This window comes from Pseudomonas sp. ACN8 (genome assembly GCF_002303925.1).
GTDB lineage: Bacteria > Pseudomonadota > Gammaproteobacteria > Pseudomonadales > Pseudomonadaceae > Aquipseudomonas.
Window position 1 is genome coordinate 43,535 of sequence record NZ_MRCS01000009.1, and the last position, 13,076, is coordinate 56,610.

Here is a 13,076-nt window from a genome sequence, read left to right on the forward strand (position 1 = left end):
GGAGCCCCAGCATAGCTAAATCCCGCGCAGAGGCGATAATGGCTCGCTGTCTTTTTGTCCCGGACCCAAGGAAACCCGACGCAATGTTCGAAATCCAGCCGATGAACGCCGACACCTACCGGCAACAGACACGGCGCAGCACGGTCATCATTGCCCTGATCTTTCTGGCGCTGGCGATGGCTTTCTCAACGGCCGCGGTGGCGCTGTTCGGCGAGCCTTTGGGCGACAACCTGCGTTTCAACGTCGGTGGTGTGTTCGTTGCGGTACTGGTGATGGCGGTGCTGATGCGCAAGGTATTCTGGCAACAGGAATGGATGAAGCCCGCGGTCTACAGTTGGCAACTCAAGCGCAGCCTGATGAGCGTCACCAATGTCATGCATCATGTAACGGCGGCCGAAGCAAAGGGCGATCCGGTTGCGATGAAGCTGTTGCGTTTCTACCATTTGGGGTTGAACCAGATGCATCAGCTCGACGGCAACTCCAGCGACCACGGCCAATTGATCCGCGAAATGGACCGGCACGAGGAGCGAATGCAAGCGCTGGGCATCGATATCGAACAGACGCGGCTGGATCCTGCATGGCTGGAGGCGGTAAAGCAGGTCAGGGGCTAACATCATTGCGAGCCTGGATCAGGCATTGTGAGCAAAAGCGGCGATCAGGAAAGTTCGCCCTGTCACCAACAATCAGGGAGCACCATGGGACAACCGTCGATCCACGATCATATTGAAATGCTCCGGCCAGCCGTGCCCCGGCTCAAGGTCCGCTCGGCGGTGATCCTGCTGGTGGCGGTGTGCCTGTCGATGGTGGTCATCGTGATCTGGGAAGCCTGGAGCTCACGCCAGTACCACCTGCGGGACAAGGAAGTGGCGATGTCCAACCTTGCGCAGACCCTGGCATCGCAAGCGCAGGCCTCGATCAAGCAAGCCGATACGCTGCTGTTCACCCTGGTCGATCGTCTGGAGCACGACGGCGTGGATAAATCCCGGCTGCCGCTTTTGCTCAGCGCCCAGCGCAGTGAGCTGAGCCAGCTCCATGGTGTATTTGTTTTCGACGAAAAAGGGCAGTGGATCGCCAATTCCAATGGCGCCGGCCAGACCGGCGTCAACAATTCCGACCGCGAATACTTCATCTTCCATCGCGATAACCCCAGCCGTGGGCCGCACATTGGGCCGTCGATCAAGAGCCGTTCGAGCGGCGAATGGATCGTGACGGTTTCGCGTCGGGTCAATCATCCCGACGGCAGCTTCGCCGGGGTGGCGCTGGCGTCGATTTACCTCAGTCATTTCCTGCAGCTCTACGACAGCATCGACATGGGCAGTAACGGCGTGATCAACCTGATCGCCGACAATGCCACCGTTGTCATTCGCCGACCCTTCAAGGAGGCGGACATCGGCACCAGCCTCGCCAAGAGCCCGTTGTTCACTCAGTTGTTGCCCAAAGGCGACGCGGGTACGGCCACGATCAGGTCGATCATCGACGGTGTCGAGCGGGTGATAGGGTATCGCCGGGTCGAGGGTTATCCGCTGATCGTTTTTACCGCGTTGAACAAGGATGAAGTGCTCGACAGCTGGCGCAAGGAGACACTGCTCAGCACCGGCATCGTCATGCTGTTGCTGGGTTTTCTCGGGGTACTGGGGTTTCGGCTTATCAAGCTGATGAAGCAGCAGAACCTGGTGCAGGTCGAGTTGCTGGACACCCAGGACAAGCTCCTGGAGGTCAATCGCAACCTCGAAGGCCTGGCCCTCAAGGACGCGCTGACGGGGCTGGCCAACCGGCGTCAGCTCGACGCTTTCATCGATGCCGAAATGGGCCGAGCCCGACGCAGCCAGTCCGAGTTGGCGCTGCTGATGATTGATGTCGATCATTTCAAACCCTTTAACGACCGCTACGGCCACCTGGCCGGTGATGAGTGTCTGCGCAAGGTCAGTGCGATCATCACCGACAACATCAAGCGCCCCGGTGACCTGGCCGCCCGCTATGGTGGCGAAGAGTTTGCCGTGGTGCTGCCCGGCACCGACTACGTGGGGGCATTTCTGGTGGCGGAGAAAATCCGCCGCGCGGTACTGCAGGCCGACATTGCCCACAGTGACAGCCCGGAAGGCACCGTGACCGTCAGCGTCGGTGTGTGTGCCAGCACCGCCGCTTCCCAGATCCGCCCCGACGACCTGATTGGTGCGGCAGACAAGGCGCTGTACGTGGCCAAGGCCAGTGGGCGGAACATGAGCGTGATTGCCAACTGAGGGGCCGGAGTCAGACAAACCGGTCCGTCAGACTGGTTGAAGATTCAGGTGGCCCATTGCTTGATCAATCGAAGATAGATCAGCGCGTTGATCAGCAACACCACGACGCCCAATCCCAACTGAATGCCGGGCGTCAGGCCCGCCGGGTAAATTACCGGCCAAATGTAATGCTCGATGAATCCACCGCCATAGCCGGTTTGCCCGGCTCCATGGCGCATGCGGTTCTCCCAGTCGGTCAGCGGGCAGGGCAGGTGGAACAACTCCACTGCCACACCCCAGACGGCGGCCGGCGGATGCCACCAGATCAGGTGGCGCCATTTGAGCACCAGCAACCCGCCGAACAACACGAACACAATGAACAGCAAGTGGAACAGCATCAGCCCATCGGCGGCGATTCGGTACAGCATGTCGGTGCCCCTGAAGGCTGAACGAATCGCTCCATGGTACTCGGGCCGCAGGCAGGCGCTCTATCGATTGTCGCGGCCCAATGCACCGAGCACGTCTTTCAAATGCTCGGTCATCGATTCACTGCTGCGTTGCATGGGCGCGCGCAGCTCGTCACCGATCAAACCTTCCAGGGCCAGCGCGGTTTTCACCGGGGCCGGGTTGGGTTCCAGGAACAGGCTGTCGATCAGCGGCAGCAAACGGAAAAACGTGGCGCGGCCCTCAGCCAGTCGGTTGTCGCGGATCTGCCGGTGCAACTGCACGAACAGTTCGGGATGGACATGCGCCGACGCGGCAATCGCGCCTTTGGCGCCCAGGCACAGGGCATTGAAGATCTGGTTGTCTTCGCCGCACAGCACGTCGACAAGGCCGCTGTTGAGCAAAGCGAGGGTGTTGGAAAAATTACCGCCGCAATCCTTGATGGCGACAATCCGCTCGTGGGCGACGATGTTGAGCAGGGTCGCCTGCTCGAAGGTCACGCCGGTGCGATAAGGGATGTCGTAGAGAATCAGCGGAGCGCTGGAGGCATCGGCGACCGTGCGGAAAAACGCCTCGAGGCCGGCCTGGGAAGGGCGGATGTAATACGGCGCCGGCACCAGCAGGCCAGCCACCGGGCGCTTGAGGATCTCGCTCTGGAACTGCAACAACTCGGTCAGGTTGTTGCCGGCCAGGCCCATGACCACCTGTTGCGCCGGCACTAGCTCCAGCACGGTATCGAGCACCGCCAGTTGCTCATGTTTGCCCATCGCCGCCGGTTCGCCGGTGGTACCGCAAACGATGAGGCCGTCGACACCTTTTTCCAGCAGATGGCTGACCAGCCGGCGCAAACCGACGAAATCGATGGCGCCGTTGTGGAAGGGTGTGACCAGTGGAACCCAGATACCTTGAAACGCTGACATGCACTTTCTCCTGATGGTTGACCGATTTCGTCACCGTCAGGGGCATGGAAGGAGAGTAAGCAAGGGGAGGGTGGTCCGTCGCGCTCAATGTCCTGTCAGCTCATCTGACGGGACAGCGCGCCCCGGTCACATGAGCGACTGTTTCTTCGATTTGAGGGCGTGCGCAACGCAACCTTGCGCCTTGGCAATCAAGCCAATGACGGAAGAGTCGAGATTGAAAGTTGCGGACATACTTGCTTACACCCTGAGTGAGGCGCCCAGTTTTAAAAGCCGGAGCGCCGTTTGTCAATCACGAAAATCAGCGAACTCGGCGCGCATCCGGCCATTGTGCTTGGCCTGGTAGAGCAGATGATCGACCTGTTCGACGAATTCCAGGGCCGTGGCATGCATCGATGCCAGGGTGGTGCCGACGCCGAGGCTGATACTCAGCAGCCTCGACACGTTCGAGAATTCATGGGGAATCTGCTGCTGGCGAATCAGGTGCAGGCATTTGTGCGCCACCAGCCGCGCGGACTCGGCATCGGTTTCCGGCAGCAGCCAGACAAACTCTTCACCGCCGATCCGCGCGATGAAATCCCGTGGCCGATTCGCCGCCAGGGACAAGGTTTGCGCGACGCGGCGCAGGCATTCGTCACCCTTGATATGGCCGTAATGGTCGTTGTACTGCTTGAAGTAATCGATATCCAGCACCATCACCGACAACGGCAAGGCGGTGCGCTGGGCATTGTTCCACTCCCGTTCCAGCACGGTGTCGAACATGCGCCGGTTGGCGATGCCGGTCAGGCCGTCCTGGAAGGAATACTCTTCAAGCTGTTTTTGCAGGCGGATCAGGTGCTCTTCGGTTTTCTTGCGCTCGCTGATATCGAACATGAAACCCACCAGCGCCTCGACTTCGCCGTCCTTGCGCACCACATGCACCACATCGCGGATCCAGACGTACTCTCCGCTTTCGGTGAGTGCGCGATAGTCGGCCTCGTGATCGATACCGGCGCGCGATTGCGAGACGCAGAAGTCCATCACGTAGTCGCGGTCATCCGGGTGCATGCGCTCGATCCAGTCGTTGACCGACGCCCAACTGTCCTGCTTCCAGCCCAGCAGTTCTTCGATCTGTGGTCCGATGTAGCTGAACGTCATGGTTTTCCAATCGATGCGCCAGGGAATCGCCCGGGTCGACTCAAGCAGGGTTTTATAAACGTCGCTGTCGGTTTCCACTGAACTCATGAAGGGCCTGCCTCGATGAAAATGCAGCGCCATCATGTTGTTAGCACTTTGGCGAATCAAGCGGGCAGCCGATGAATGGTACGCCGCGTATCAGTGAGCAAGATTGTTCAAGCCTTCGGCCGCGACTGCTGGCACAGTCTGGGGTCTTTCCCTGTCTGTAGAACGTCATGCCCAATTCAATCATGCCGCGCAGTGCCTTTTTGCGCGGTGCAGCGGCGATCATGCCGTTGTCCCTGGCCACCGCGCCCTGGGGCTTGCTGGCCGGTTCCATGGCCATCGAAGCCAACCTCACGCCCCTGCAAGGCCAGGGCCTGTCGAGCATTGTGTTTGCCGGCGCGGCGCAACTGGTGGCCATCGGCATGCTCAAGGGCGGTGCCGGGATTTTTTCGATCCTGCTGACCACGCTGCTGCTGACCTCCCAGCATTTGCTCTACGGGATGAGCATGCGCTCGGTGATTTCGCCCTTGCCGGGACGCTGGCGCGCGGGCCTGGGGTTCTTGCTCACCGATGAGCTGTTCGCCTTGACCTGCCAGCACGACAAACAGCAATTCAACCGCTGGTACGCCCTGGGCGTGGGCCTGACGTTCTACATCGCCTGGAACCTGTTCACCCTGGCGGGCATTGTGCTGGGCAGCAGTATTCCCGGCCTTGAGCACCTGGGCCTGGATTTCTCCATCGCGGCGACCTTCATTGCCCTGATCACCCCGGTGGTGCGCAACCTGCCGACCGTGGTGTGCGTGGCGGTGTCGCTGTTCTGCTCGGTGTTGTTCAGCTACTGGCAATGGGGTTCGGCGCTGGTGCTGTCGGGGCTGGCGGGCATGACCGCCGGGTTTGTCTGCAATAAATTCTACGGTGGACGCACATGATGGTCTGGGCAGTGATTATCGGAATGGGCGTGTTGGTGTTCCTCAATCGCTATGTTTTCCTGGAACCGCGACTGCCGCTACGCTTGAGCAGCAACGCCCGGCAGTTCCTGGGGTTTGCCGTACCGGGCATGTTGACCGCCATCTGCGGGCCGATTGTGTTCATGCCGGAAAAACAGCTGAATCTGCACTGGGACAATCCCTACCTGATCAGCTCGCTGGTGGCGGTCGCTCTGGTGCTCTACACGCGCAATACGTTGCTCAGCATGCTGTTGAGCATGGGCTTCTTCTTTTTGTTGCGCTGGTGGCTTTGAGCGGGGCAGGGGAACTGATCTAAGCTTAGGTTGATGACCGATCCCTTCAGGAAGAGAGGTGAACATGGCCAATGAACCCAAGCAACCGGACCTGGAAGACGACGAGGACGAACCCACGGAAGAAGAGATTGAGCAGCAGAAACGTTCGGTACCGGACTGGAAACATCCTGACGACGGTAAGGAACTGTCAGAGCCTGACCGCAAGTTCTGAGTCGTACGGGAATACAACAGAGCCCCGCCATTGCGCGTAATGCTGTTCAGTTAAGCGAATGAGATCCTCTGTAGGAGCGAGCTTGCTCGCGATGGTCGTTAACGATAACGCGTGTTTACTGGCTAAACGCGGCGCTCCTGAGTCCATCGCGAGCAAGCTCGCTCCTACAAAAAAGAATCAGCATTGCGCCATTGAGCGGGACTTTGTCGTTATCGACAGGTTCATGGAACTTCCTTGATCAGCGCGGCGCCCTGGTTCCTGACATTGCCAACGGCCCTGTCGACCTTGTACCACTCGAATACATCACTGACCTCGCCCTGGGATAGCGCCATTTCCTCGGCCCGCTCCTTGGGCGTGGCCGGGTCCAGCCATTCCCGCGCCAGTTCGGGCGAAAACACCACCGGCCGGCGGTCATGCACGTCAAGCAGGCCGCCTGCGCTGTCGGCCGTCAGGATGACGAAACCGTCGTGCTCCCTGTGAGGCGCTCCGCCGATGGGGTACTGGCCGATGGCCGCGCAGTAAATAGGTGCCCGGTTCCGTCGCCGGATCAACCACGGTTGTTTGTTGGCCTCACCGGTGTCGACCCATTCGAACCAGTTATCAATCGGGCAGATCGCGCGATGGGGCCAGATCGCCCGGAAGTACGGGCCGTGGGCGACTTTCTCGACCCGGGCATTGACCGGCTCCGTGCGATCCGTCGCCCAGTGCGGTCGCCAACCCCAGCGCACGGCGTCGGCGTGCAGCCGCTCGTTCTCCAGGTGCAGCAGGGCGAGTTGCGTGGTGGGGGCGGCGTTATAGTGCCCCAGGGGTTCGTTGCCGACGTGATTGATCAGCGCGTCGGGGATGCTCAGCACCGCTACGAAGTCGTGGATTCCACGGTATTGCGACAGTCGTCCGCACATGGCCTGACACTCTGGTTGAGCATTTTTTTCAGTTTAGTTGGTGGCGACGAAACGGGCCTGGCAAGCACCGGAACCAAACCCTGTGTACTCTATCCAACCGACCGTGATGGTCTGGCCCAAGGCAAAAGATGAAACCATTGTTCAAGTGTTTGACGGTGTGCGCCCTGGCAGTGGGGCTGCTGGGTTGTATCGCCGCACCGATTGAAATGACTCCGCGCACCGAGCAGCGTTTGCAGGCACAACCCCCCATCCGCTTTCTGCTGACGTTCGATGACGGTCCCAGTGCATCGAGCTGGTGGAATCCGACCGTGACGGTACTGGAGAGCCTGGCGCAAAACCCGCTGCAACCGGACATCAAGGCCGTGTTCTTCGTGCAAACCCGCGCTCCGCGCGCCGGAGGCAGCGAGTTGGGCCGGGACATCATGCGCCGTGAACATGCCGAAGGTCATGTCCTGGGCTTTCACACGGCGACACCCTGGCACACCAATCATCGCTCCCTCGACCCGCCAGTGTTGGAGCAGGCCCTCACCGATGGCAGCACCGACATCGCCGCGATTACCGGCGCCCCGCCAACCCTGTTGCGCCCGCCATTCTGGAACTACGACAAACGCACCTTCGCCGCTTATCGGCAGCATGGCCTGCACGTGTTGCTCACCGACTTGAGCGCCAATGACGGCAAGATCTGGGGCTTCAACGCCAGCCCCCGGCGCCGGTCGCACATGCTGCGTTCGATGTCCGAAGTTCGCGAACGCATTGCCCGTGGTGAATTGCCGGTGGTCGATGGCGTGATTCCGGTGGTGGTGACCTTCCACGACCTCAACCGCTATACCGCCCGGCATACCCGTGAGTACCTGCAGATTTTGCTCGACAGTGCCCGGCAGACCGGGGTGAAAACCGCCGACAAACCGTTTTACGACGATCAGGTTGCGCTACAGCGGGCAGCCATGGCGCGAACCGTGCGCGACGATTCACAGCCGGTCGAATTACCGGGGTTCTGGAACTGGATCTGGGGTAGTAATTCCCACTGAATGGCCGGAAATGCGAGCGGTATAACAAAATTGACGGCAATTTACTGGCGCAAAATCGGCAAGGTGTAACTATGCTGAAACGGATCCAACCGAATTGACTGTCGCCCGAGGGACCGGCCATGCTTCCGATTTCAGTGCTTTGCAACATCGTGGAGTCCGGTTTTGAGCCGCTGTCGTGCGAGTGCACGGAGAATCTCGGACTGCTGCGCATCGAAGTCTGCGACCCCGTCACCAAGCGAGTGGAGCTGTTGATCAGCGGTGTTTCGACGGCGGAGCTGACCAGCGTGCGCGCCATCTCTGACTTTGTCGGCGAGTTGCGTACCGAGATGAAGGCAGGGCGCCGGGCGTTTGCCGGCTGATGGTTGTCAGCCTCGCGGCAACAGCTCATCAATCATCCGCAAACAATGGTTCAACCCCGGCGATACATCGCCCACCCGTCGGCTGAGAATGATCGGCGAGGTGGCGTTGTCTTCCAGCAGCGGGGTGAAGCCGATGTCGTCGCGGTGCAGCAACTGCACCGAGGCCGGTACCAGCGTGATCCCGATGCCTGCCCCCACCAGCCCGATCGCCGTTTGCAGTTCGTTGGTCCATTGCGCGACGTGGATGCTCACGCCGTAAGACTCGAACAGGGCAATCACATGGTCGGCGTAACTCGGCCGTGGATTGCCGGGGTACAGCACAAAGGGTTCCCCGGCCAGATCCCGCAGGCTGATGGGACCTGCGAGCAACGGATGCCCGGCGGGCAGGGCGGCGACCAGGCGGTCTTCGGTGAGCACGGTCTGGATGATGGCCGGGTCGTCGATACGGATTCGGCCGAAACCGATGTCGATGCGCCCGGCCTTCAATGCCTGCACCTGTTGCAGGGTGGTCATTTCCGAAAGCCCCAGCTCCAGCTCCAACGGCTCGCCACTGCGTAACCGCCGGATCAGTTCCGGCAGCACGCCATACAAGGTTGAAGGCGCAAAGCCGATACCCAGCCAGGTTTTCTCACCCAACCCGATACGCCGGGTGTTGTCGCAGACCTTGTTCAGTTGTTCGAGCAGGGCGGTGGAGTGCTCATGGAAAAATCGCCCGGCGTCAGTCAACTTCAGCGGTCGCCCGCGTTCGAGCAGCATCACCCCCAGTTCGTCCTCCAGTTGCTGGATCTGCCGGCTCAAGGGCGGCTGGGCGATGTGCAGCAGCTCGGCCGCGCGGGTGAAGTTGAGGGTTTGAGCCAATACCTGGAAATAACGCAGGTGACGCAGTTCCATGGAGCCTCCAGACGCGGATCGGTTGCATACCTTTAAGGTATCAAGTCAGACCAATTCTATATTGGCTTCAGGAAAAAAGCCGTACGAGAATCGATTCCAGAACTTCAAGAACCTGACGGGTATCGAAATGCTTGCAACAGCCATTGAGTCGATCGAGACGATCATCGTCGATCTGCCGACCATTCGCCCGCACAAGCTGGCGATGCACACCATGCAGAACCAGACCCTGGTGATCATCCGCGTGCGTTGCGCCGACGGCATCGAAGGCATCGGCGAATCCACCACCATCGGTGGCCTGGCCTACGGCAACGAAAGCCCGGACAGCATCAAGACCAACATCGACGCGCACTTCGCACCACTGTTGATCGGCCAGGACAGCAACAACGTCAACGCTGCCATGTTGCGCCTGGAACGCAGCATTCGCGGCAACACCTTCGCCAAATCCGGTATCGAAACCGCACTGCTCGATGCCTTGGGCAAACGCCTTGGCCTGCCGGTCAGCGAATTGCTCGGCGGTCGTGTTCGCGATGCGCTGCCGGTGGCCTGGACCCTGGCCAGCGGCGACACCGAGAAGGACATCGCCGAAGCGGAAAAAATGCTCGACCTGCGCCGTCACCGCATCTTCAAACTGAAGATCGGCGCCGGGGAGGTCAACCGCGACCTGGCCCACGTGATTGCGATCAAAAAAGCCCTGGGTGACCGCGCCAGCGTGCGGGTCGATGTCAATCAGGCCTGGGACGAAGCGGTGGCACTACGCGCCTGCCGGATTCTAGGCACCAACGGCATCGACCTGATCGAACAGCCGATCTCGCGCAACAACCGCGCCGGCATGGCCCGCCTCAACGCCATGAGCCCGGCGCCGATCATGGCCGACGAATCCATCGAATGCGTGGAAGATGCGTTCAACCTGGCCCGCGAAGGCGCGGCTTCGGTGTTCGCCCTGAAGATCGCCAAGAACGGCGGCCCACGCGCTGTATTGCGCACCGCCTCCATCGCTGAAGCGGCCGGCATCGCCCTGTACGGCGGCACCATGCTTGAAGGTGGCCTGGGCACCATGGCTTCGGCCCATGCCTTCGTCACCCTGAACAAACTGGCGTGGGACACCGAGCTGTTCGGCCCGCTATTGCTGACCGAAGACATTCTCAGCGAACCGCTGGTGTATCGCGATTTTGAACTGCACGTGCCGAAAACACCGGGCTTGGGCCTGAGCCTGGATGAAGAGCGCCTGGCGTTCTTCCGCCGCGACAAGACCATTCATCAAGCCTGAGGAGAGCATTATGCTGTTCCACGTAAAAATGACCGTGAACCTGCCGGTCGACATGAATCCCGAAGCGGCGGCCAAATTGAAGGCTGACGAGAAGGCCCTGGCGCTGCGCCTGCAAGATCAAGGCAAGTGGCGCCACCTGTGGCGCATCGCCGGGCACTACGCCAACTACAGCGTGTTCGATGTCGACAGCGTTCAGGAACTGCACGACCTGTTGATGCAATTGCCACTGTTTCCGTACATGGCCATCGAGATCGACGCGATGTGCCGGCATCCTTCTTCCATCCGTGACGACGACCGCTGAGCCCAGCCTGTTCAGCGCGCTACGCTAATAATTACAAGATGAGGAACCCTTCAAAATGAACGTCAAGATTTCCCACACTGCCGAAGTCCAGAAATTTCTCGAAGAGGCCAGCGGCCTGCTCAACGACGCTGGCGACCCACGGACCAAGGCGCTGGTGTACCGCATCCTGCGTGATTCGGTGAACATCATCGAAGACCTGGCCGTGACCCCGGAAGAGTTCTGGAAAGCCGTCAACTACCTCAACGTGCTGGGCGCTCGCCAGGAAGCCGGGCTGGTGGTGGCCGGTCTCGGTCTGGAACATTACCTCGACCTGCTGATGGACGCCGAAGACGAGCAGGCCGGCAAGTCCGGCGGCACCCCGCGCACCATCGAAGGCCCGCTGTACGTGGCGGGTGCGCCGCTGTCGGAAGGCGAAGCGCGTCTGGACGATGGCGTCGATCCGGGTGTGACTCTGTTCATGCAAGGCCGTGTGTTCAACACCGCTGGCGAGCCCCTGGCCGGCGCTGTGGTGGACGTCTGGCACGCCAACACCGGTGGCACTTACTCGTACTTCGATACCACGCAGTCGGAATTCAACCTGCGTCGCCGCATCGTTACCGACGCCGAAGGCCGCTACCGTTTCCGTAGCATTGTGCCCTCGGGCTACGGCTGCCCACCGGACGGTCCGACCCAGCAACTGCTTGATCAACTGGGCCGTCATGGCCAGCGCCCGGCGCACGTGCACTTCTTCATTTCCGCGCCGGATCATCGCCACCTGACCACTCAGATCAACCTCGATGGCGAAAAGTACCTGCATGACGATTTCGCCTACGCCACCCGTGACGAGCTGATCGCCAAAATCACCTTCAGCGACGATCAACAGCGCGCGGCGGCCCATGGTGTCAGCGGTCGCTTTGCCGAAATCGAGTTCGATTTCACCCTGCAGTCGTCGGCCCAGCCGCAAGAGCAACAGCGCCACGAGCGGGTCCGCGCACTCGAGGACTGATCACCGCCCCCTGTAGGAGCGAGCCTGCTCGCGATGGACGTCAACGATGACGCTGGGTACCTGATGCCCCGTGGCGTCCTTGAGTCCATCGCGAGCAGGCTCGCTCCTACAAGGGTTTCGGATCTAGAATGAAACGACGCAACCTATAACAACAACGAGAGTGACCTGATGATGCCAGCGCAACTGTTGAGTCAGCGCAGCCGGGTGTTCGACCATGCCGACCCTTACGCGGTGTCGGGCTACGTCAATCAGCACGTCGGTAACCACTGCATTCTCATGCCCCGTGCCGGCAGCCCGCTGGCCAGTCTCGATCATCGCAAGTTCGCCAGCCTCGACCTGTGCCGCATCAGCTACGGTGCCAGTGTGCGCGTGACGTCCGGTGCGCTGGACAGCATCTATCACCTGCAAGTGCTGCTGCGCGGCAATTGCCTGTGGCGCGGCCACGGCCAGGAACATTACTTCGCTCCTGGCGAATTGCTACTAATCAACCCCGACGATCCGGTGGACCTGACGTACTCCGCCGATTGCGAAAAATTCATCCTCAAAGTCCCGACCCGCTTGTTTGAATCGGTCTGCGATGAGCAGCGCTGGCGCTATCCGGGGCAGGGCGTGCGGTTCCTCGAAAACCGGTATCAGCTCAATGAACTGGAAGGTTTCGTCAACCTGCTGGCGATGATCTGCCAGGAAGCCGAATCCACCGAGCAGATCCCCAGGGTGCAGGAGCATTACACGCAGATTATCGTCAGCAAGATGCTCAGCCTGATGAAAACCAACGTCTGCCGCCTCGAACTGGGCTCGCAGACAGCCACGTTCGAGGCGATTGCCGATTACATCGCCAATAACCTCAAGCAGGACATCGACAGCGAAGCACTGGCGCGCCAGGCGCACATGAGCCTGCGTTCGTTGTACGGACTGTTCGAGCGCAATGCCGGCCTTACGCCGAAAAACTACCTGCGCCAGAAACGCCTGGAACGCATCAACGCCTGCCTCAGCGACCCGACCTGCAACGTGCGCAACGTCACCGAAGTGGCGATGGATTACGGCTTCCTGCACCTGGGGCGGTTCTCCGACAGCTACCGCAAGCAGTTCGGCGAACTGCCGTCCGATACCCTCAAGCGTCGGCACTGAACCTTCAAGTTTGATGTTGTCTG

Annotated in this window: 16 protein-coding genes; 11 read left to right on the plus strand and 5 right to left on the minus strand. The window is 60.4% G+C overall.

Annotated elements, in window-relative coordinates; genetic code table 11:
• The first annotated feature begins 38 nt into the window (after positions 1–38).
• Together BSF44_RS06925 and BSF44_RS06930 are read left to right on the plus strand one after the other, a co-directional pair.
• Positions 39–611: a DUF3087 domain-containing protein gene (locus BSF44_RS06925; RefSeq protein ID WP_095942870.1), complete on the plus strand. Its 573-nt coding sequence runs from the start codon at positions 39–41 to the stop codon at positions 609–611.
• 84 nt (positions 612–695) lie between these two features.
• Positions 696–2,240, plus strand: a complete 1,545-nt coding sequence (locus BSF44_RS06930; protein ID WP_095942871.1) for a sensor domain-containing diguanylate cyclase — start codon at positions 696–698, stop codon at positions 2,238–2,240.
• Positions 2,241–2,284: 44 nt separating this feature from the next.
• On the opposite strand, the gene BSF44_RS06935 is transcribed toward BSF44_RS06930, so the two are convergent.
• The 3 genes from BSF44_RS06935 to BSF44_RS06945 form a co-directional block, all read right to left on the minus strand.
• Entirely contained in the window at positions 2,285–2,647 is a 363-nt protein-coding gene (locus tag BSF44_RS06935; RefSeq protein WP_095942872.1) for a DUF2784 domain-containing protein, read from the minus strand.
• A 60-nt stretch (positions 2,648–2,707) separates the two neighbouring features.
• Positions 2,708–3,583: a 4-hydroxy-tetrahydrodipicolinate synthase gene (gene dapA, locus BSF44_RS06940; RefSeq protein ID WP_095942873.1), complete on the minus strand. Its 876-nt coding sequence runs from the start codon at positions 3,581–3,583 to the stop codon at positions 2,708–2,710.
• Positions 3,584–3,868: 285 nt separating this feature from the next.
• Complete coding sequence (locus BSF44_RS06945; protein WP_095942874.1) at positions 3,869–4,804, minus strand: sensor domain-containing diguanylate cyclase; 936 nt, start codon at positions 4,802–4,804, stop codon at positions 3,869–3,871.
• Positions 4,805–4,971: 167 nt separating this feature from the next.
• Between BSF44_RS06945 and BSF44_RS06950 the strand changes: the two genes are divergently transcribed.
• From BSF44_RS06950 to BSF44_RS30275, 3 genes are all read left to right on the plus strand, one after another.
• Positions 4,972–5,670, plus strand: a complete 699-nt coding sequence (locus tag BSF44_RS06950; RefSeq protein WP_095942875.1) for an AzlC family ABC transporter permease — start codon at positions 4,972–4,974, stop codon at positions 5,668–5,670.
• Complete coding sequence (locus tag BSF44_RS06955; RefSeq protein ID WP_162130365.1) at positions 5,670–5,981, plus strand: AzlD domain-containing protein; 312 nt, start codon at positions 5,670–5,672, stop codon at positions 5,979–5,981. Before BSF44_RS06950 ends, BSF44_RS06955 begins: the two co-directional genes overlap by 1 nt.
• A 64-nt stretch (positions 5,982–6,045) precedes the next feature.
• Complete coding sequence (locus BSF44_RS30275) at positions 6,046–6,192, plus strand: hypothetical protein (protein ID WP_172435312.1); 147 nt, start codon at positions 6,046–6,048, stop codon at positions 6,190–6,192.
• A gap of 221 nt (positions 6,193–6,413) precedes the next feature.
• Here BSF44_RS30275 and BSF44_RS06965 read toward each other — a convergent pair whose 3' ends face one another.
• Complete coding sequence (locus BSF44_RS06965; protein WP_095942876.1) at positions 6,414–7,094, minus strand: SOS response-associated peptidase family protein; 681 nt, start codon at positions 7,092–7,094, stop codon at positions 6,414–6,416.
• A gap of 128 nt (positions 7,095–7,222) precedes the next feature.
• Between BSF44_RS06965 and BSF44_RS06970 the strand changes: the two genes are divergently transcribed.
• Together BSF44_RS06970 and BSF44_RS06975 are read left to right on the plus strand one after the other, a co-directional pair.
• Positions 7,223–8,122, plus strand: coding sequence for a polysaccharide deacetylase family protein (locus tag BSF44_RS06970; protein WP_095942877.1), 900 nt, complete (start codon positions 7,223–7,225; stop codon positions 8,120–8,122).
• A 119-nt stretch (positions 8,123–8,241) separates the two neighbouring features.
• Positions 8,242–8,481 (plus strand): DUF1652 domain-containing protein, encoded by a 240-nt coding sequence (locus BSF44_RS06975; RefSeq protein ID WP_056723537.1) that lies wholly within the window; start codon positions 8,242–8,244, stop codon positions 8,479–8,481.
• A 6-nt stretch (positions 8,482–8,487) separates the two neighbouring features.
• On the opposite strand, the gene BSF44_RS06980 is transcribed toward BSF44_RS06975, so the two are convergent.
• Positions 8,488–9,372, minus strand: coding sequence for a LysR family transcriptional regulator (locus BSF44_RS06980; RefSeq protein ID WP_095942878.1), 885 nt, complete (start codon positions 9,370–9,372; stop codon positions 8,488–8,490).
• Positions 9,373–9,499: 127 nt separating this feature from the next.
• Between BSF44_RS06980 and BSF44_RS06985 the strand changes: the two genes are divergently transcribed.
• The 4 genes from BSF44_RS06985 (at position 9,500) to BSF44_RS07000 (ending at position 13,053) form a co-directional block, all read left to right on the plus strand.
• Positions 9,500–10,639 (plus strand): muconate cycloisomerase family protein, encoded by a 1,140-nt coding sequence (locus tag BSF44_RS06985; RefSeq protein WP_172435313.1) that lies wholly within the window; start codon positions 9,500–9,502, stop codon positions 10,637–10,639.
• 10 nt (positions 10,640–10,649) lie between these two features.
• Positions 10,650–10,940, plus strand: a complete 291-nt coding sequence (gene catC / locus BSF44_RS06990) for a muconolactone Delta-isomerase (protein WP_034150962.1) — start codon at positions 10,650–10,652, stop codon at positions 10,938–10,940.
• Positions 10,941–10,995: 55 nt separating this feature from the next.
• Positions 10,996–11,925: a catechol 1,2-dioxygenase gene (gene catA, locus BSF44_RS06995; protein WP_095942879.1), complete on the plus strand. Its 930-nt coding sequence runs from the start codon at positions 10,996–10,998 to the stop codon at positions 11,923–11,925.
• A 168-nt stretch (positions 11,926–12,093) separates the two neighbouring features.
• Positions 12,094–13,053 carry an AraC family transcriptional regulator gene (locus BSF44_RS07000; protein ID WP_095942880.1) on the plus strand — a complete coding sequence of 320 codons (960 nt, stop codon included), beginning with the start codon at positions 12,094–12,096 and terminating at the stop codon, positions 13,051–13,053.
• The last annotated feature ends 23 nt before the right edge of the window (positions 13,054–13,076 follow it).